The organism is Microcoleus vaginatus HSN003 (genome assembly GCF_022701255.1).
GTDB classification, from domain to species: Bacteria; Cyanobacteriota; Cyanobacteriia; order Cyanobacteriales; family Microcoleaceae; genus Microcoleus; species Microcoleus vaginatus_B.
In genome coordinates, this window is the sequence record NZ_CP031705.1 from 3,897,977 (window position 1) to 3,916,821 (window position 18,845).

General features: G+C 44.2%; 14 protein-coding genes and 5 pseudogenes. 11 read left to right on the forward strand and 8 right to left on the reverse strand.

The window, feature by feature from the left end:
* Nucleotides 1-156 precede the first annotated feature (156 nt).
* Nucleotides 157-5,091, reverse strand: coding sequence for a PAS domain-containing protein (locus tag D0A37_RS16870; RefSeq protein ID WP_242716065.1), 4,935 nt, complete (start codon nucleotides 5,089-5,091; stop codon nucleotides 157-159).
* A 182-nt stretch (nucleotides 5,092-5,273) separates the two neighbouring features.
* On the opposite strand from D0A37_RS16870, the gene D0A37_RS16875 reads away from it, so the two are divergent.
* Together D0A37_RS16875 and D0A37_RS16880 are read left to right on the forward strand one after the other, a co-directional pair.
* On the forward strand, nucleotides 5,274-6,077 hold the full coding sequence (locus tag D0A37_RS16875; RefSeq protein WP_242716067.1) for a creatininase family protein: 804 nt from the start codon (nucleotides 5,274-5,276) through the stop codon (nucleotides 6,075-6,077).
* A gap of 81 nt (nucleotides 6,078-6,158) precedes the next feature.
* Nucleotides 6,159-6,914 carry a DUF561 domain-containing protein gene (locus tag D0A37_RS16880; protein ID WP_242716069.1) on the forward strand — a complete coding sequence of 252 codons (756 nt, stop codon included), beginning with the start codon at nucleotides 6,159-6,161 and terminating at the stop codon, nucleotides 6,912-6,914.
* A gap of 152 nt (nucleotides 6,915-7,066) precedes the next feature.
* Here D0A37_RS16880 and D0A37_RS16885 read toward each other — a convergent pair whose 3' ends face one another.
* Nucleotides 7,067-7,744, reverse strand: coding sequence for a calcium-binding protein (locus D0A37_RS16885; RefSeq protein WP_242716071.1), 678 nt, complete (start codon nucleotides 7,742-7,744; stop codon nucleotides 7,067-7,069).
* Between the two features lie 80 nt (nucleotides 7,745-7,824).
* Here D0A37_RS16885 and D0A37_RS16890 point away from each other — a divergent pair, with 80 nt between their 5' ends.
* The 4 genes and pseudogenes from D0A37_RS16890 to D0A37_RS16905 form a co-directional block, all read left to right on the forward strand.
* Entirely contained in the window at nucleotides 7,825-8,472 is a 648-nt protein-coding gene (locus D0A37_RS16890) for a DUF2301 domain-containing membrane protein (protein WP_242716073.1), read from the forward strand.
* Nucleotides 8,473-8,523: 51 nt separating this feature from the next.
* The gene (locus tag D0A37_RS16895) at nucleotides 8,524-9,207 is read left to right on the forward strand and encodes a YdcF family protein (protein ID WP_242716075.1); all 684 of its coding nucleotides are present in this window, start codon (nucleotides 8,524-8,526) and stop codon (nucleotides 9,205-9,207) included.
* A 180-nt stretch (nucleotides 9,208-9,387) separates the two neighbouring features.
* Nucleotides 9,388-10,539, forward strand: coding sequence for a DNA-processing protein DprA (gene dprA, locus D0A37_RS16900; protein WP_242716077.1), 1,152 nt, complete (start codon nucleotides 9,388-9,390; stop codon nucleotides 10,537-10,539).
* A gap of 299 nt (nucleotides 10,540-10,838) precedes the next feature.
* Nucleotides 10,839-11,711 (forward strand): annotated as a pseudogene (locus D0A37_RS16905) (ISAs1 family transposase); the annotation flags it as partial.
* Here the strand turns inward: D0A37_RS16905 and D0A37_RS16910 are convergent.
* Both D0A37_RS16910 and D0A37_RS16915 read right to left on the reverse strand, forming a co-directional pair.
* Nucleotides 11,692-12,255 carry an IS630 family transposase gene (locus D0A37_RS16910; protein ID WP_242715923.1) on the reverse strand — a complete coding sequence of 188 codons (564 nt, stop codon included), beginning with the start codon at nucleotides 12,253-12,255 and terminating at the stop codon, nucleotides 11,692-11,694. The pseudogene D0A37_RS16905 and the gene D0A37_RS16910 overlap by 20 nt on opposite strands.
* Entirely contained in the window at nucleotides 12,255-12,638 is a 384-nt protein-coding gene (locus D0A37_RS16915; protein WP_242715925.1) for a helix-turn-helix domain-containing protein, read from the reverse strand. Before D0A37_RS16915 ends, D0A37_RS16910 begins: the two co-directional genes overlap by 1 nt.
* 55 nt (nucleotides 12,639-12,693) lie before the next feature.
* Here D0A37_RS16915 and D0A37_RS16920 point away from each other — a divergent pair.
* Together D0A37_RS16920 and D0A37_RS16925 are read left to right on the forward strand one after the other, a co-directional pair.
* Nucleotides 12,694-13,006, forward strand: a pseudogene (locus D0A37_RS16920) (ISAs1 family transposase); the annotation flags it as partial.
* Between the two features lie 7 nt (nucleotides 13,007-13,013).
* Nucleotides 13,014-13,425, forward strand: a pseudogene (locus tag D0A37_RS16925) (ISAs1 family transposase); the annotation flags it as partial.
* A gap of 188 nt (nucleotides 13,426-13,613) precedes the next feature.
* Here the strand turns inward: D0A37_RS16925 and D0A37_RS16930 are convergent.
* Nucleotides 13,614-13,934, reverse strand: coding sequence for a transposase (locus D0A37_RS16930; protein WP_242716079.1), 321 nt, complete (start codon nucleotides 13,932-13,934; stop codon nucleotides 13,614-13,616).
* A 58-nt stretch (nucleotides 13,935-13,992) separates the two neighbouring features.
* Between D0A37_RS16930 and D0A37_RS16935 the strand changes: the two genes are divergently transcribed.
* The 3 genes and pseudogenes from D0A37_RS16935 (at nucleotide 13,993) to D0A37_RS16945 (ending at nucleotide 16,308) form a co-directional block, all read left to right on the forward strand.
* Nucleotides 13,993-14,253, forward strand: coding sequence for a hypothetical protein (locus D0A37_RS16935; RefSeq protein WP_242716081.1), 261 nt, complete (start codon nucleotides 13,993-13,995; stop codon nucleotides 14,251-14,253).
* A 178-nt stretch (nucleotides 14,254-14,431) separates the two neighbouring features.
* A pseudogene (locus D0A37_RS16940) lies at nucleotides 14,432-15,387 on the forward strand (IS630 family transposase).
* Between the two features lie 15 nt (nucleotides 15,388-15,402).
* On the forward strand, nucleotides 15,403-16,308 hold the full coding sequence (locus D0A37_RS16945) for an IS4 family transposase (RefSeq protein WP_242716083.1): 906 nt from the start codon (nucleotides 15,403-15,405) through the stop codon (nucleotides 16,306-16,308).
* A 421-nt stretch (nucleotides 16,309-16,729) separates the two neighbouring features.
* On the opposite strand, the pseudogene D0A37_RS16950 reads toward D0A37_RS16945, so the two are convergent.
* The 3 genes and pseudogenes from D0A37_RS16950 to D0A37_RS16960 all read right to left on the reverse strand — a co-directional run bounded on the left by D0A37_RS16950 (nucleotide 16,730) and on the right by D0A37_RS16960 (nucleotide 18,769).
* A pseudogene (locus D0A37_RS16950) lies at nucleotides 16,730-17,685 on the reverse strand (IS630 family transposase).
* 137 nt (nucleotides 17,686-17,822) lie between these two features.
* A complete protein-coding gene (locus tag D0A37_RS16955; protein WP_242715923.1) occupies nucleotides 17,823-18,386 on the reverse strand; it encodes an IS630 family transposase in 564 nt (187 codons plus the stop codon).
* On the reverse strand, nucleotides 18,386-18,769 hold the full coding sequence (locus D0A37_RS16960; protein WP_242715925.1) for a helix-turn-helix domain-containing protein: 384 nt from the start codon (nucleotides 18,767-18,769) through the stop codon (nucleotides 18,386-18,388). The genes D0A37_RS16955 and D0A37_RS16960 overlap by 1 nt, the downstream gene beginning before the upstream one ends.
* Nucleotides 18,770-18,845: the final 76 nt, after the last annotated feature.

The window sequence follows — 18,845 nt, forward strand, 5'->3', positions numbered from 1 at the left end:
AAATCATTATTGAGAATGGTGCAATATCTCAGATATAACCGAACTTGAAATTATTAACTTCTTCCTTTCTTCTTCCCTTCTTCCTTCGCGTTCTTCGCGTCTTCGCGGTTCATTAAATAAAGACTTTTCACACACAAAAAGACCTTAAAAAATATTTTACCCAGAACGATCGAGTACCTCCCAAATCGCCTGCACCAACTTGTCGGGGTCTAAAGGCTTACAAATGTGGCGCTGGAACCCCGCAGCCAGGGCCTGCTGATAGTCAATTTCTCCAGCATAAGCCGTGAGGGCGATCGCCCTCACCAGTCCCCCTTTGTCAGGCGCCAGAGCCCGAACCTGTCGCATCAACATATAACCGTCAGTGTCGGGCATTCCAATATCGCTCAACAGCAAATCCGGCACAGACTCGGTTAAAACCGCCAAAGCATCGGCGGCGTTAGAAACGGCTGTAACCCTTGCCCCACAATCCTCAAGCAGAAAAACCACCAAATCTCGCGCATCGGCATCATCATCCACCGCTAACACCTTGATACCGCTCAAATTGAAGGATTGCTCCGGCGCAATCGCCGCAGGACTTGTCTGAGGTTGCACCGGCATCAGGGGTATCCACACGGTCAAGGTTGCACCTTTTCCTTCGCCGGGACTGTCGGATTTTACCCTGCCGCCGTGGAGTTCGACGAGATGGCGGACGATCGCCAATCCTAAACCCAATCCGCCAAACTTGCGCGTCATCGTGCTGTCAGCTTGCCGGAAGTAGTCGAATATATAGGGTAGAAAATCAGGTTCGATACCTTTTCCCGTATCAGTTACAGTAATTTGGGCTTTCGTGTCCACCCGATCGAGAACGACTTCGATTTTGCCTCCCGGCGGGGTGAACTTGACGGCATTTGACAGCAAATTCCAGACTACCTGCTGAAGTCGGCCCGCATCGCCCAAAACCGGGCCGAGATGCGGTGCAAATTGAGTGCTGATTTGAATCGACTTGACTTGGGCCGCCAGACGCACCGTTTCAATAGCAGCGTTGATGACCCCGGTTAAATCCACAGGTGCAATATTCAAGCTGACCTTGCCTTGCAAAATCCCCGACACATCCAGCAAATCTTCGATAAGCTGGGTTTGCAGTTTGGCATTGCGCTCGATCGTCTCTAAGGCATAACGCTGCTTTTCCGGTGTCAGAACGTTCGATTGAAGCAGCTTCGCCCAGCCCAGAATCGGGTTTAAGGGAGTCCGCAATTCGTGGGACAAAACAGCCAAAAATTCGTCTTTGACGCGGTTAGCCCGTTCTGCTTCTTCCCGCGCCTCCTTTTCCCGCGCTAGAAGGCGTTCCCGTTCCGCTTCTGCAACTTTGCGATCTGTAATGTCAGTGTTGGTGCCACACCAGCGCAGCAGCTTGTTTTGCTCGTCGCGAATCGGCACGGCGCGGGAGAGAAACCAGCGGTACGATCCGTCTTTGCCGCGCAAAGGGAAAGTATCTTCCCAAGCTTCGCCTCTTTCAATGCAGCGCCTAAATTTTGCGACCACCCGATCGAGGTGTTCAGGGTGGTGCACCTGTTGCCAGCCCCAGCCCTGCATTTCCTCTAGGGTGGTGCCCGTGTAGTCAAACCAGCGCTGGTTGTACCAGAAAATCCAGCCGGTTTCATCTGTCATCCAGGCCAACTGAGCGATGTTGTCCGCTAGAGCGCGGAACCGAGCCTCGCTTTCGTGCAGATCGTGCAGGGTTCGCGCGTGCAGGATTACCGTCCAGAGGCGAGCCACCACTTCTTGCATCAGCGAAACTTCATCGGGCCGCCAGTGTCGCACAGCCTGTGATGTCACCACCAAAAGAGCCACCCACCGCCCTTCGTGAAGGCAGGGAACATCGATCAAAGCGCGAATCGACACGGCACCGTAGTTATCGACCAAATGCGCTGTATGCGGGTGAGTAGCGATATCTGAGATGACAACTGTTTGACCTGCGATAGAGAGAGCTTTCAGTTCTGGGATCTTAAAGTCTGAGATTTTATAGATGCCAGCGAGGCTGGCAAGGTCGGACTGGTGCCAGTCTTGCTCGACAATTGCCTGATTGGCTTCTAAATCCATTTCGTGCCATACGCAGCGATCGACCTTTAAATATTCTCCCAGACTCTTCATGGCTTCCCACAACATTTCTGCGGGGTTGGATCTCTGCCGCAAGCGGACTTCGAGCTCTGCGAGAAACTGCTCGTTGAGTTGGGCTTGTTTGCGATCGTGAATATCGGTGTTTGTGCCGATCCACTCGACAATTTCGCCCCCCGCGCCGCGAATTGGCACGGCGCGGGACAAATGCCAGCGTTCCATTTGGTCTGCTGCCCGCCGCAAACGCAGCTCAAGTTGATAAACTTCTCCGGTGATTAGAGATTCTTGCCAGCGGGCCCAAGATTCTGCCAAATCCGACGCCGGCACCAGGGACTCCCAATTGTTTTGAACCGCTTCCTCGTAAGACATTCCCAGATATTCCAACCACTTGTGTTGATTGGTAAAGCGAATTTCCCCGGCGGAGTCTACGTTCCAAATCAGGTGGGGCAGCGACTCAGCCAGCAAGCGGAAGCGGCGATCGCTTTCTGCTAAGCTTTCTTCGGCTCGTTTGCGATCGTCAATATCAATCCCGATCCCGACCCATTGCACCACCTGTCCCCCCCTGTCTTTGACGGGCACAATTCGCGCTAGATGCCAGCGGTAAGTACCATCAAACCTGCGTACCCGACACTCGAATTCGTAGGCTTCCCCTGCTTCAATAGCCTTGGTGCGCCTGCCGACAACTGCTGGCAGATCCTCAGGATAAAATAATTGCAGCACCGGCGCAGCCAGCGGCAATTCTGGCATCATCCCCGTGTAGCTTTTCCAGTGTTGGTTGCAAAACTCTAACCTGCCGTCGGCGGTGTTGATCCACATTAATTCCGGGACGCCATCGGCGAGAGTGCGGTAGAGATTTTCGCTTTGCCGCAGTGCTTCTTCTATTTGCCGGCGCTCGGTTTTGTCCTGCATGATTTTCAGGAAACCGTGCACCTCGCCGGTTTCGTCGCGCAGGGGCATCACCAGCCCGCTGCCCCAAATGCGGCTGCCATCTTTGCGGACGTGCCAGCGCTCGTTTTCTCCTCTTCCCTGAGTCAGCGCGAGGTGCATTTCTGTTTCCGGCTTTCCGGCTGCAGAGTCTTCTGGGGTGAAGATGATTCGTCCGTGCTGCCCGATGATTTCAGCTTCGGTATAGCCCAGCAATCTCTGGGCGCCTGCGTTCCAAGTGGTAAAGTGTCCATCGGTGTCGAGGGTGAAGATGGCGTAGTCTTTGGCGCTGTCGAGAATTAACTGCAGGTGGGTTTCATGATCGCGCAGTGCTGCTTCTGTTTGTTTGCGCTTGGTAATGTCGCTGGTGAAGCCGACTATTTTGGTCACTTCACCTTGCTGGTTGCGGATCAAACAGGCGCGTTCCCAAACGTCGATCCAGCGCCCGTCTTCGTGCCGAACTCGGTACTCGACTTGGTAGCGATCGCCAGTAGTCAAGAGTGATTCCCGCGTGGGCTGGAGGCGCGCCACATCGACGGGATCGATGCGTTCTCTCCACCACTCTGGTGTGGCGGGTGCATCCTCTGGGTGGACACCGACGATCGAGGAGAGTCCCTCGGAACGGTAAACTGAGTTCGATGCCAAATCCCACTCAAACACCATGCCGTCGATCGCCCTTGTAGCTAACTGAAAGCGGTTGTTGCTTTCTTGCAAGGCGAGTTCGGCCATTTTGCGATCGGTGGCATCAAATAATACTCCGATAAACCGCACTGCTTCGCCTGACTCGTCGTAGAGATAGCGCCCGAACACGCTCAACCAGCGGATTTCTCGTGTGTCTGCCCGGATGATGCGGTATTCGATGGAGTAGAGCGATCCTGTTTCCCGAGCTGTTTTGACTGCCTCCATGACTTGCTTTAAGTCGTCTGGATGCACGCAGTTTTTCCACACAGCCACGCTTGCTTCGCCGCCCGGTACTGGTTCGCAGCCCAAAATGCTGAAATGGGTCGCCGACCAAATTAGTCGATTTGTTCGCACGTCAAAATCCCAGGTTGCCATGCCTGAGCCTTCGATGGCGACGCTCAAACGTTCTTCGCTTTGTTTTAAGGCAATTTCAGTTTGTTTGCGATCGCTGATATCTGTGAGGGAACCCACGGCGCGCACGGGATTGCCTGATTCGTCCCAAATTGCTCGCCCTCTGGCTAAAACCCATTTGTAGCGCCCGTCCCCACAACGGATGCGGTACTCGCAGCAGTAATTTGAGGTTTCTCGATGCAAGTGCTGCTGCCAATTGCTTTGCATTATCTCCACATCATCGGGATGAATGTAGCTCAAATATTGGCTGAAGTTTTTGACTTCTTCGGGCCCACGTTCCCAAATCTCTAAAAAGCGATCGCTCACTACAGAGCAATTTGTTTGCAGGTTGTGATCCCAAATGCCGTCGTTGTTGCCCTGCAAGGCTAGCTGCCAGCGTTCTTCGCTTTCTCGCAAAGCTTCTTTGGTTTGATTGGCGCGATCGATTTGTATGCCGGCAACGGCAAAGTCTGCTAGTGCGAGCCCGATCCGCAAGTCTTCGGCATCGAATTGCCGATCGGCATCGTGAGATACAATCCATATTGCCCCCAGCGATTGATTTTCTACTTGCAGTGGCAAAACTAACGCTTCGGCGATCGGCAATTCTAGCTGTTGCAGGTCGGTAAAATATTCTTCGGGAGCGAAGTAAAGCTGTGGAGTTTGGTGATCGAAACCTGCTCCCGACAAACGCAATTTGCGGGGTGTGTTTGTATCTTCTGTGGCTTCCCACGAGCCCGCCAATGCCACCCACCGAAATATTTGTTCGGAACTGGAATTTTCTTCTAGTAAGCAGACTCCCACACTTCCTGCGCCGCACAAATCTTTAGCGATCGCAACCAGTGTTTTGAGCAGCCTGTGGGGTGAGGTTGCCAGTTCTCGGGCAAGCGTTTGCAGCGCTCGGTTTTCTGCTTTTTGATCGTGCGATCGAGGGATGCGGCGAGACAGTTCATCGGCGATCGGAATGTCGGTTAAATTAGTTTGTGGGGTTTGCCAAGCTTCCATCAATTAGTCGTCTCTACGTCTTTCGGTCTGAGCTGGCGAGCGTATATCAGCGCCCTCTTAAATCATCGGCTATAAATTATAGCATCTACCGAGAGACAGAATTAGGTATCTATCTTTGGAATTACTTTTTAGTTTTTAGGTTAGTTGATTGCCTTGGTTGCTTTTACTCTTGTCACCACCTTATGCACAATTTTATTCCAGAATCCCGGTTTTTTCCATATCTAACTTGGACAGAAATTCAGTCTATGCTGGATAAGGAAAATACTGTAATAATTCAGCCGCTAGGTGCGATCGAACAACACGGCCCTCATTTGCCTTTAATTGTAGATGCGGCAATTAGCCAGGCGGTGACAGGCAAAGCGCTGGCAAAGTTAGAGGCAAATATTCCCGCCTACGCTTTGCCGCCTTTGTACTATGGCAAGTCGAACGAACACTGCCATTTCCCCGGTACAATTATGCTCAGTGCTCAGACACTTTTAGCAGTAATCGGCGAAATTGCTGATAGTATTTATCAGGCTGGATTTCGTAAATTAGTGTTAATGAATGCTCACGGCGGACAGCCGCAGGTGATGGAAATTGCGGCGCGCGATATTCATCAAAAATATCAGGATTTTTCTGTTTTTCCGCTGTTTGTTTGGCGGGTTCCGAATGTGGCTGCTGAATTATTAACTGCCAAGGAGTTGGAGTTTGGGATTCACGCGGGTGATGCAGAAACGAGTTTGATGTTGGCAATTTTGCCGGATCAGGTGAAAATGGAACTGGCTGTTACTGAATATCCGAAAAATTTGCCGATCGACAGTTTGCTGAGTATGGAAGGCAATTTGCCTTTTGCTTGGCTGACGCGAGAGTTGACTGAAAGTGGTGTGTTGGGCGATGCGACGGTGGCGACGAAAGAAAAGGGATCTCGGATTCTCGAATCTCTCTCTGACGGCTGGGTACAAGTTATCAAAGATGTTTACAAATTTCGACAGCCGGGAAGTAATTAAAAATTAAGAATTAAAAATTAAAATTTGTTCTAATCCGTGTCAAAATGAGTCTAAGAAATTTTTTGAGTTGGAAAACAGACGATGAGTGTAAATTCTAAATTGCAGCGCGCATTTGAGCAAGGTCGCGCCCTGAAAATTATCAGCGGTTTAAATAATTTTGATGCCGCAAACGTTGCGGCTGTCGTCAAAGCAGCGGATCTCGGCGGTGCTTCTTTTGTCGATATTGCTGCCGATCGAGATTTGGTATTGATGGCAAAACAGTTGACAAATTTGCCAATTTGTGTATCGGCTGTGGAACCGGAAAAGTTTGTGCCTGCGGTAGAAGCTGGCGCTGATTTGATTGAAATTGGTAACTTTGATGCTTTCTACGCAGTAGGCCGCCGCTTTGAAGCTGAGGAAGTTTTGCAGTTGACTCGCGAAACTCGATCGCTATTTCCAAACATCACTCTTTCTGTGACAGTTCCCCACATTTTGGCACTCGACAAACAAGTGCAATTAGCAATTGAATTAGTCAAAGCTGGGGCTAACATCATTCAAACCGAAGGTGGTACTAGCGCTCAACCAATTCACGCCGGCACCTTGGGATTAATTGAAAAAGCAGCGCCTACTTTGGCCGCAGCCTTTGAAATTTCCCGCGCCGTATCCGTCCCCGTACTCTGCGCTTCCGGTATCTCCAGCGTCACCGCACCCCTCGCTATTGGAGCCGGTGCTGCGGGTATTGGCGTCGGTTCTGCTGTCAGCCAACTTAATAGTGAAGTGGCGATGATCGCGGCTGTTCGCAGTTTGGTTGAAGCTTTGGCTTTGGTTTCGCGATCGCACTTTGCTGCTTCAATTTAATTAAGAAGGAACAAGGAAGAAGGAAGAAGGAAGAAGGAAGAAGGAAGATTTTTGCCATTCCCCACTATCCCCTTCTCCCACTATCCCCTTCTTCCACTCTCCCTCTCTCCCTTTCTTCCCCTCCCCGACTTTTGCACTCTTCCAACACTTCCTTAATAATTGATAAACCACACAGCATAATCATCTAATAACTGATTGTTTGGGGAACTTGCATCAACTGCTTCTAAATCTGATAAAGGCAAGGTAAACTTTCTGCAATCGCCGACGCGCTCGACGTTCACAAAAATGTCGTCTTCCTGAAAAACTAAATCCTCTGGTCGATCAATTTTAAAGGTATCGGTATAAGAAGGTTGAGTTTTTTTGAGCCTTGCATATTCTTTTTTGCTTTTTTCACCGATGACATATTCTTCTTCCCATTCAAAATCTTCTATGCCGGTAACGTAGCAGGGAAAGTGAAGATTGTGCTTGAGGTAGTCGAGATATTTGATTAAAGTTTCCGTGCTGACATCAATATCTTGAACGCGAAAAATTTTGCTAATTCTAATTTCAAATTGCTCAGCATTAAATTCAGGTTTGGGAAGGAGATGGCCCAAGGCTTCGGGCTCGTAGGTTGCCCTCAATTCGGATAATTCCTCCAGCAGGCGCTGAAAGTCGTTGACCGGTTTCGGTCTTCTGCCTGCTACAATGGTTTCATCAAGCTGAACTGGAGGAAGTTCGGATTGTGAAGGAAGAGATTTGCTTTGAGCGGGGCGATCGTCCAATTTAGGTTTGTTAACTTTAGACTTGTTAACTTTAGGCTGGTTAACTTTAGGCTTGTTAAATTTAGGCATCGCTCGGTCTCGCTGGATCGGTTTATCAATAAAGTATATCTTGGCAGAAGTACATTCGTGTCTAATAGGAGGAAGGTGTAATGCAACTACTGAAATCGCCTGATGAATCGCCAGTCTATCAAGGACAATTCGGCGAGTTTACGATTACTCAAAACGATCGCACGGGAGTGTTGATTTACCGCGCCGGATTGGGGGTGGCGGCGCTGTGTTTTGCGATCGGCACTACTCTGGTGTTGCAACAAAGCGACAACCCGAGTGCAATCCAAGCTGTAACGCCTGTTTTTGCTTGTTTCTGGATAGCTTTAGGCGTCAGCTTGGCAACTATTCACATTTACATGATTGCGCTACACCGAACACTACAGGCGTTTTGGGCGATCGGTGGCGCGGCAGCATTGTTTGTCGCCCTACAAAGCAGCGAACCCTTAGCTTTAGCAGTCTACGAACATCCCGCCACGTTGTGGGGAATTGGCTTTACTTTTGCCGCCTTAAATGGCATTTATTTTAAGGAAGCTTTCTGCTTCAACCGCCTAGAAACCAAGTTTTTGACTCCTGGAGTTCCTCTCTTAATTTTAGGACATATTTTCGGTTTTTTGTCAGCCGAAAATGAACAGTTTTTGCTGGCTATTTGGGCTGCTTTGTTTATCATATTTGCTGTGCGTAAGTTTTTTCAACCAATGCCGCAGGATATCGGGGATAAAAGCGTTTTTGAGTATCTCAAACACCAATAGCATAGAAGAAGAAAGAAGAGCTTTCTTCCTTCTTGCTTAAATATCTACTGTATGAATTTTGCCAGACTGCGAAAACTAAAAATCAAAATTAGTCTAATTCACCGCCGAGAAATGTGGGCAATTACCAGAGAAGGTTGGGTAATTGCTGTCATGGGGTTAATCATTGCAATGCTGTTAATTATCACAAATATCCATCCATTTTTGGCGGTAAAAGCGCCGATTAAAGCAGATATATTGGTTGTCGAAGGCTGGTTGCCCGATTATGCGATCGAAAGTGCGATCGCCGAATTCAAAAAAGGCGAATACAGCCAATTAATTACCACAGGAGTGCCTTTAAGTAAAGGCTACTATCTCGCTGAATATAAAAATTATGCGGAACTGACTGCAGCGACTTGTATTGCGCTAGGATTTGATAAAAACAAATTAGTAGCAGTACCAGCAGCCAATGTTTTGAAACACCGCACGGCTGCTTCTGCGATCGCACTTCGGGATTGGTTTTCTACTTCAGGTTTAAAAGTTAACTCAATTAATCTTTATTCCTTTGGCCCTCACGCCCGCCGAAGTTGGATTGTATTTAAAGAAGTGCTGAATCCTGAGATTAAAGTCGGGATTATAGCGGCGGAACCGCAAGATTACAACCCACAAGAATGGTGGAAATCGAGCGAAGGTTTTCGGACAGTAATCGGAGAAATTATTGCTTATATTTATGCCCGTTTTGTAGATTGGAAAACCTAGCCAGTAATTGTCACCCTCCCTCTTAATTCCCTTCGCGTTCTTAGCGCCTTCGCGGTTCGTAAAAAAATATTTATATAGAAGTTGTAAATCTGTGGGAATACAGCACAAGGCAGTGCCATTTGCTACCATAATTCCACCAAAAATGATAAAATCATTCTCAGATAAGTTGAGGGCAACTCGTTGTTAGAAGAACGCGCTTACTGGTTAGCTTGGTCACAAATTAACGGTATCGGGCCGATTTTGTTGCAAAGATTGCACCAAAATTTCAATAGTTTGGCAGAAGCTTGGACGGCCAAACCAGTAGATTTAATGCGAGTCGAAGGGTTTGGCAAGCAGATAATTGAAACTATTTTGCAAGAACGCACTAAACTCAATCCCGAAGAATTTATCGAAAAACATATTATAAAAAATCCCTGTTTCTGGACACCCGCAGATCCAGATTATCCGCGCTTATTATTGGAAATTCCCAATCCGCCACCAGTGTTGTATTATCGCGGTAATGTCGATCGCAAAGAGAATCAAGGAATTACGCCGACGGTGGCAATGGTTGGCACTCGTAGCCCTTCGGAATACGGCAGAAGGTGGGCTCGCAAAATTAGTACGGCTTTGGCTAGAAGCGGTTTTACTGTGGTTTCGGGATTGGCTGCGGGCATTGATACAGAGGCTCATACAGGCTGTTTGGAGGCGGGAGGAAGAACTTTCGCAGTGGTGGGGACGGGAGTAGATATTGTATATCCTAAACAAAATGAGAGGTTGTGCGATCGCATTTTGCAGCAGGGATTGGTAATTAGTGAATATCCGGCGGGTACTCAACCGAATAAAACTAATTTTCCCCGCCGAAATCGCATAATTGCTGGCTTAAGTCGCGCTACAATCGTGATAGAAGCTCCGCATAAATCTGGTGCTTTAATTACTGCTTATCAAGCGAATGATTTTTGCCGGGATGTGTATGTTTTGACGGGCAGATTGGATGATGAGCGTTCTTTTGGTTGTTTGGAGTTGCTGAGTAAAGGTGCTCATCCGATTCTGCCAAATAGCGATCGAATGTTAAGCGAAGACAGGTTGCTGGAAATGCTCGGAGCTATTCCAAAATTGGATAATGCCGAGCAGTTGTCGTTGTTTCCCCCAAATCCGACGGTTGAGAAACAAGGGCCGCCGTTGGAGCCGGAATTGGCTAAGGTGTTAAGTGCGATCGTATCTGGGCCGATTTCTTTTGATGTAATTGTAGAAGCAGCGGGATTAGAAGCGGGAACAGTTTCTAGTATACTTTTGCAGTTGGAATTATTGGGATTAGTTTCGCAGTTACCAGGAATGCGATATCAGCGCTGCTGATTTGTAAGTAATAGGGTTTAGGTCATTGGTGTCAACTTAAGTCTAAAACCCTCTTTATCTCTCATTTACCGCCGAGGCCAGATCCCCCTAAATCCCCCAGGGTAAGCTCATCTAATTTGGTATAAATTGTACTTGACAAAACAAACAAAATATACAAAGTAGCCCGAGCGTCAGTAACGGTTCTATAATGCCTCAAAAGCTAAGTCATCAAGGTAAGGAAAAGTTTATGAGTATGAGTAAAGGATTCGCTCCCTCTTGCGCGAGCGGAAAAATCCTCAGATCTCAACAAGCCAAAACCAATCTCTATCGAAGATTTACAAGCTGGCTTTTCAAATTATTTTGATGACGTACCAGACCCAAGAGTGGAGCGAACCAAACACCACTTACTCAAAGATATTCTCGTCATTGCCTTATTAGCTGTGATAGCCGGAGCCCATGGGTGGGAAGACATGGAAAATTATGGAATCAGTAAGCTTACCTGGTTACAAAAGTTTTTAAAGTTACCCAATGGCATCCCAAGTGACGATACATTCCGTCGGGTCTTTGAAAAGCTAGAGCCAAAAATTTTCGAGCAAAAATTAGCTCAATGGATTAACCAATTAATCGGGTCAATTGACCAAGAAGTGATCCCGATTGATGGAAAAAGTCTGAGAGGGTCTTATGACCGAACAAAAGGGGTGAAAAACTTACATTTAGTGACGGCGTGGGCGAGTGAACATCGGTTAGTCTTGGGACAAGTCAAAGTTGAAGACCATTCAAATGAAATCACAGCGATCCCGGCCTTATTGGAATTAATTGACATCACCGGAGCCATTATTACGATTGATGCGATGGGGACGCAAACCGAGATTGTTCGGTTAATTCGTCAGAAAAAAGCCGATTATGTAGTCACCTTAAAAAGTAATCATCCCACTTTTTATAATCAAGTAAAAAACTGGTTTGAGATGGCTAAATCTCAACAGTTTGAGGGAATTGAAGTGAGTCAGGATTCCCGAACAGAAAAGGGACATCATCGCGTCGAAATTAGAAAAGTTTGGGCGGTACCAGTGGCGGCATTAGGAGGAGTTTATAAACAAGAACAATGGACAGATATTCAAACGATTGTTATCGTCGAAAGAATCCGTCATCTTTGGAATACAGCACTTCCGGATGTTATGAGGTACAGTAGCAGCAATTAGTAAACCAGTTTTTGAGATGTTTCGGATTAATTAAGTCAAGAGCCACAGCAATTATCGTGTCAACCATTTTAGTGCTGGTTGGTGAAAACTGTCGCAATAAAGATTTAAGTTGCGACCACCATAATTCAATCGGATTAAAATCAGGAGAGTATGGGGATAAACATAAAATAGAAGCACCCACCACGGCAATCATCGATGTAATTGAATCTACTTTATGCGCTGGTAAGTTATCCATCACTACTACGGCTCCGGGCCACAATTGTGGCACTAAACATTTCTCGATAAACACCTCAAATGCTTTGCTATCCATCGAGTTGTCCAGGGTCATTAATGCCACTACTTTCGTGAGGCTAATTGCACCAATTACTGTGACTTTCTTGCCTCGATAAAAAGGTTTGACCGCATAGGCTCTAGTTCCTCGTTGCGAACGTGCATGAGTTCTGGTTAAACCTAGCAATACTCCAGTCTCATCTAAAAATACTAGATTTTTTGGCTCGATATCCTTGACTTTTTCCCAATAGTCTAACCTTAACTTCATCACTCTTTCTGTGCCTGCTTGGCTACTCCTGACTGTTTTTTTTTACGATTTAATCCCAACTTCTGTAAGGCGCTACACATGGCTGTTCTGCCTACCCAATTTCCTGTCTTTTGGGCGAACAACTCACACAATTCTACCAAAGTTGCATCGGGATGTGTGACCACTATTTCTCTTAACTCTTGTGACGCATTATTCAAATGACTGAATCTGGGTTTACCCCTCGGTTTAGGCTGTAAATTCCCCTCTATTTTTTGTTGCTTGACAAGTTTTTGAACTAAGCTTTTACTGCAGGCAAATATTTCTGCTGTTTTTCTGATCGACAGCTTCTGCTCGACATGGGCTGCTACTATTTTGGATCGCAAATCTACTGAGTATGCTTTCATTGGTATATTATTTTTAGTCGATTCTATTGTACCTCATAACATCCGGAAGTGCTGTAAAACCACTCACGAGGTGCAGTTTTACCTAAGTTCTTTACCAGTGGATGCTCAGCTTAATGGGCGTGCAATTCGTCAACATTGGGGGATTGAAAACCAAGTCCATTGGACTTTAGATGTCACCTTTAATGAAGATCAATGCCGCATTCGGTCGTTAAACAGCCCTCAAAACTTGGCTCTTCTAAGACGAATGGCACTTAATGCCATCAATCAAGAAACTACTCAAGGAGCGTAGTGTGCTACAAAAAAAGAAACGAGCGGCGATGAATGATGACTATATGATGCAGATTCTCAAGTGCTTGTGTCAAGCCTGATTGAGATGCTCTTACCCTGGCGGCATTAGGAGGAGTTTATAAACAAGAACAATGGACAGATATTCAAACGATTGTTATCGTCGAAAGAATCCGTCATCTTTGGAATAAAACCACTCACGAGGTGCAGTTTTACCTAAGTTCTTTACCAGTGGATGCTCAGCTTAATGGGCGTGCAATTCGTCAACATTGGGGGATTGAAAACCAAGTCCATTGGACTTTAGATGTCACCTTTAATGAAGATCAATGCCGCATTCGGTCGTTAAACAGCCCTCAAAACTTGGCTCTTCTAAGACGAATGGCACTTAATGCCATCAATCAAGAAACTACTCAAGGAGCGTAGTGTGCTACAAAAAAAGAAACGAGCGGCGATGAATGATGACTATATGATGCAGATTCTCAAGTGCTTGTGTCAAGCCTGATTGAGATGCTCTTACCCTGCGGTATTACCTTCGTCCATGCTTGCAATATCGGCGGCAATGGCATAAGAAACAGTACCGTTAGCAGCAATATAGCAATCCTAAATGATTTTCTATATCTAGAGCAATCCTAAATAATTTTCTCTGGGTAAGTATATTGACGTATTTTGGGGAAATCAAATTTATGTTCATTAGTAAAAAACTCTCTCCAAAAATTTGACAATCTTAAAAGACCTACATAAATACCAATACTTTCTTAAAAAGTTTTTAGCTTGTAACCAAATATCTTCAACGGGATTCTGTTGGGGAGCATTGGGAGCAAATAAGATACAAGTAATTGACCAGTTATCAGGTTCTTTGTCACCATTTAGTTCTAATAAAAAGTCTCTAAATTCTCCATATTTATGATAACTAGCTCCATCCCAAATCAAGATAATCTTGCGATTTTTATATTTATTTTCTGGGGGGGTGACAACCAGCCTGAAACCCAGAGGTGGTGAGGATTGAGCCAATGTGTGCTAAAAAAAGATAGGCAGCATAATTGTTACACGCTTGCCTATCCAAAAAATAATGATACCAACATTTTACCAGACTCATTTAAAAAAACAACTGACCAAAGCTCAGTTTCTTGTAATGACAACTTTGCTATCTGTGATGCAATCAGAAAAACAAGTGAGATTAGAACGACTGGCACGGGTATTTCCTTACCCAATTACAACGGAAAGTCGGCGTAGAAAACTACAAAGATTTCTGGATTTACCAAACTTAACTATCTCATTAATTTGGTTCCCCTTAATTACTTATAGCCTTTCTCAGAAAGATGAGGTATGATGTTACTGACACTCACTCGTGAGGGTCAAACAGAGAAGATAAGATCAAATGAACTATAATTACATGGTTGAGTAAAGCCACGCGAAAGCGATACCACACATAATAGCATTTTTTTGAAAGCACACGATGCTTGACTCACAACACGTTTACTTGTACCAAACTTCATACATTGTTAAAAATGAAAGCTTATTCGATTGATTTTAGGCAAAAAATCCTTGATACTTATCATACTGAACCCATTTCACAAAAAGCAATAGCTAAGCGTTTTTCTGTAGCCCTGAGTTTTGTACAAAAATTGCTTAAACAATATCGTGAAACAAAAAACATTACTCCGAGAACTGACCGATGTGGAGTCAAAGGCAAACTGAATGCGGAGCAACTACTCATCTTGGCGGAATTGATTGAAGGAAATAATGATGCAACTCTTGAAGAACTCCGTTATTTACTTTATGGGAGAATTGGATTTTCTGTTAGTAGAGCAACAATAGGAAGAATGATAAAACTCTTAGACATTACTGTCAAAAAAAACTCTCTTCCCTTCAGGGAAAGGGACAGAGCGAGTTCAAATCCTGCGATGTGAGTTCTGGAAAACAATTAAAGAGATTAGTTTGAAAGACTTAATATTCATTGACGAATCGGGAGTTAATTTGGCAATGGTTAGGTTATATGCTAGGTATGCAAAAAGGTGAAAGAGCCAAGGGGTCAAAACCAACTAAACGTGGCAAAAATGTCTCAATAATTGGAGCAATGTCAGTCAATGAGATTTTGACATCGGTTAATCTAATAGGCGGAACTGATGCAATTACATTTGAAGCTTTTATTATCAGAAAACTTGTGCCAAAACTCTGGAAAGGTGCTTGTGTAGTGATGGATAATTGTCCCATTCACTTGGGAGAAGAAGTGAAAAAAGCGATCGAAAAAACAGGGGAAAAATTAATATACTTATCACCTTATTCACCAGATTTTTCACCAATTGAAAATCTGTGGTCAAAACTTAAAATCATTCTCCGTTCTATCAAGACTACTAATTATCAAGAATTAGGAAAAGCCATAGATTTTGCGTTCGGACAAGTTACATCGTCAAATATTTTTAACTGGTTTACACACTGCTGTTATTGTACCTCATCTTTTTGAGAAAGGCTATATTGGTTGACCACTTATTGCCGCATTGGTACTCGTTTATCAATTGCAATCGACCGCAGTCAATGGGGGTGCATTAATCTCTTTATGGTTAGCCTGATCTGGGAGGGAAGAGCAATTCCATTATACTGGTCGTTGTTGCCCAAATTAGGAAATAGTAACTTCGAGTCACAAACTACCAATTTAGAGCAAGTTTTACCATTATTTTCAGAATATAAAGTCATCGTTTTAGGAGACCGTGAATTTTGTTCTGTTGATTTGGGAAACTGGCTTAAGGAAAAGGGTGTGTCTTTTTGCTTAAGACTGAAAAAGAATCTTTGTATCGAAACAGAACATTTAGTTTGGCAACGGTTGGATGAATTAGGAATAGTACCCGGAACTTCTTTGTATGTTCAAGGGAAAAAAGTGAGGAAAACTCTACCTACTACCGGATTTGAGCTTGCTTGTAAGTGGAAAAGGAACTATGGGAAATATCAAGTTAAAGAAGCCTGGTTTATTCTCACGGACTTAGGCTCATTGCGAGCAGCGCTCAATGCTTATAAGCAGCGGATGGGCATTGAAGAAATGTTCCGAGACTGTAAAACAGGAGGCTACGATCTTGAAGGAACAAGCCTCAAAGGGAACCGACTTATTAACATGATTCTGCTCATGACACTTGCGTACAGTTCAGCAATATTTCAAGGTAATGAACTGAAGAAAAAGCAGGTACAAGAATATGTATCTCGTCGCACAGAACCAAAGAAAAAATATCGCAGACGGAGTACATTTGGTGTTGGATTAGATGGAGAAAAGTGGGTTAATTATCTAGAACAATATTCTTTGGAGGTGGAACAGTTAATGAAGTTAACTCCTTCTAAACGCCGCTTTTATCAACAAGGTATGCGGGCTGCAACCCTTATACAGTCTATCTCGTAGACCTCTTTGTCACCCCCCCAGATTTATTTTGTAAGTATTTTATGAATTTAACTGTTGATTTTCCATCAGCCGAGGGATGGCTCTGAATATGGAATTCTTTGCTTTGATAATTGAGTGCGCCAAAATAAGTTTGTCTATCTTTTTCATTGGTAATTGGGACTTCAATTCTGATTTTGGATTGGCCCCAAACATAACCAGTCAGATCACCATGAAGTAGATGACCTTCATCTAAAAACAATACTATTATTTCCCCAGATTCTATACCAGCCTTGTTTTTAAAGAAAATATCGTTAATTTCTTCCGTCTTTTTTTTTACCAGTTCTTTATCAAATTTAGGATTGGTTTTTTGAGTTTTTTTCCAACTAATTTTTGCCCGACAGAAAAGTTCATAGTAACTCTGTTTTGATTTATATAGCCTTTCTCAAAAAGATGAGGTACAATAACAGCAGTGTGTAAACCAGTTAAAAATATTTGACGATGTAACTTGTCCGAACGCAAAATCTATGGCTTTTCCTAATTCTTGATAATTAGTAGTCTTGATAGAACGGAGAATGATTTTAAGTTTTGACCACAGATTTTCAATTGGTGAAAAATCTGGTGAATAAGGTGATAAGTATATTAATTTTTCCCCTGTTTTTTCGATCGCTTTTTTCACTTCTTCTCCCAAGTGAATGGGACAATTATCCATCACTACACAAGCACCTTTCCAGAGTTTTGGCACAAGTTTTCTGATAATAAAAGCTTCAAATGTAATTGCATCAGTTCCGCCTATTAGATTAACCGATGTCAAAATCTCATTGACTGACATTGCTCCAATTATTGAGACATTTTTGCCACGTTTAGTTGGTTTTGACCCCTTGGCTCTTTCACCTTTTTGCATACCTAGCATATAACCTAACCATTGCCAAATTAACTCCCGATTCGTCAATGAATATTAAGTCTTTCAAACTAATCTCTTTAATTGTTTTCCAGAACTCACATCGCAGGATTTGAACTCGCTCTGTCCCTTTCCCTGAAGGGAAGAGAGTTTTTTTTGACAGTAATGTCTAAGAGTTTTATCATTCTTCCTATTGTTGCTCTACTAACAGAAAATCCAATTCTCCCATAAAGTAAATAACGGAGTTCTTCAAGAGTTGCATCATTATTTCCTTCAATCAATTCCGCCAAGATGAGTAGTTGCTCCGCATTCAGTTTGCCTTTGACTCCACATCGGTCAGTTCTCGGAGTAATGTTTTTTGTTTCACGATATTGTTTAAGCAATTTTTGTACAAAACTCAGGGCTACAGAAAAACGCTTAGCTATTGCTTTTTGTGAAATGGGTTCAGTATGATAAGTATCAAGGATTTTTTGCCTAAAATCAATCGAATAAGCTTTCATTTTTAACAATGTATGAAGTTTGGTACAAGTAAACGTGTTGTGAGTCAAGCATCGTGTGCTTTCAAAAAAATGCTATTATGTGTGGTATCGCTTTCGCGTGGCTTTACTCAACCATGTAATTACAGCACTTCCGGATGTTATGAGGTACAGTAGCAGCAATTAGTAAACCAGTTTTTGAGATGTTTCGGATTAATTAAGTCAAGAGCCACAGCAATTATCGTGTCAACCATTTTAGTGCTGGTTGGTGAAAACTGTCGCAATAAAGATTTAAGTTGCGACCACCATAATTCAATCGGATTAAAATCAGGAGAGTATGGGGATAAACATAAAATAGAAGCACCCACCACGGCAATCATCGATGTAATTGAATCTACTTTATGCGCTGGTAAGTTATCCATCACTACTACGGCTCCGGGCCACAATTGTGGCACTAAACATTTCTCGATAAACACCTCAAATGCTTTGCTATCCATCGAGTTGTCCAGGGTCATTAATGCCACTACTTTCGTGAGGCTAATTGCACCAATTACTGTGACTTTCTTGCCTCGATAAAAAGGTTTGACCGCATAGGCTCTAGTTCCTCGTTGCGAACGTGCATGAGTTCTGGTTAAACCTAGCAATACTCCAGTCTCATCTAAAAATACTAGATTTTTTGGCTCGATATCCTTGACTTTTTCCCAATAGTCTAACCTTAACTTCATCACTCTTTCTGTGCCTGCTTGGCTACTCCTGACTGTTTTTTTTTACGATTTAATCCCAACTTCTGTAAGGCGCTACACATGGCTGTTCTGCCTACCCAATTTCCTGTCTTTTGGGCGAACAACTCACACAATTCTACCAAAGTTGCATCGGGATGTGTGACCACTATTTCTCTTAACTCTTGTGACGCATTATTCAAATGACTGAATCTGGGTTTACCCCTCGGTTTAGGCTGTAAATTCCCCTCTATTTTTTGTTGCTTGACAAGTTTTTGAACTAAGCTTTTACTGCAGGCAAATATTTCTGCTGTTTTTCTGATCGACAGCTTCTGCTCGACATGGGCTGCTACTATTTTGGATCGCAAATCTACTGAGTATGCTTTCATTGGTATATTATTTTTAGTCGATTCTATTGTACCTCATAACATCCGGAAGTGCTGTATAGTTCATTTGATCTTATCT

Bases quoted from the DNA above. Each gene is read 5' to 3' on its own strand.
- D0A37_RS16870 (WP_242716065.1), bottom strand. From the start codon at position 5,091: ATGGAAGCTTGGCAAACCCCACAAACTAATTTAACCGACATTCCGATC.
- D0A37_RS16875 (WP_242716067.1), top strand. From the start codon at position 5,274: ATGCACAATTTTATTCCAGAATCCCGGTTTTTTCCATATCTAACTTGG.
- D0A37_RS16880 (WP_242716069.1), top strand. From the start codon at position 6,159: ATGAGTGTAAATTCTAAATTGCAGCGCGCATTTGAGCAAGGTCGCGCC.
- D0A37_RS16885 (WP_242716071.1), bottom strand. From the start codon at position 7,744: ATGCCTAAATTTAACAAGCCTAAAGTTAACCAGCCTAAAGTTAACAAG.
- D0A37_RS16890 (WP_242716073.1), top strand. From the start codon at position 7,825: ATGCAACTACTGAAATCGCCTGATGAATCGCCAGTCTATCAAGGACAA.
- D0A37_RS16895 (WP_242716075.1), top strand. From the start codon at position 8,524: ATGAATTTTGCCAGACTGCGAAAACTAAAAATCAAAATTAGTCTAATT.
- D0A37_RS16910 (WP_242715923.1), bottom strand. From the start codon at position 12,255: ATGAAGTTAAGGTTAGACTATTGGGAAAAAGTCAAGGATATCGAGCCA.
- D0A37_RS16915 (WP_242715925.1), bottom strand. From the start codon at position 12,638: ATGAAAGCATACTCAGTAGATTTGCGATCCAAAATAGTAGCAGCCCAT.
- D0A37_RS16935 (WP_242716081.1), top strand. From the start codon at position 13,993: ATGATACCAACATTTTACCAGACTCATTTAAAAAAACAACTGACCAAA.
- D0A37_RS16955 (WP_242715923.1), bottom strand. From the start codon at position 18,386: ATGAAGTTAAGGTTAGACTATTGGGAAAAAGTCAAGGATATCGAGCCA.
- D0A37_RS16960 (WP_242715925.1), bottom strand. From the start codon at position 18,769: ATGAAAGCATACTCAGTAGATTTGCGATCCAAAATAGTAGCAGCCCAT.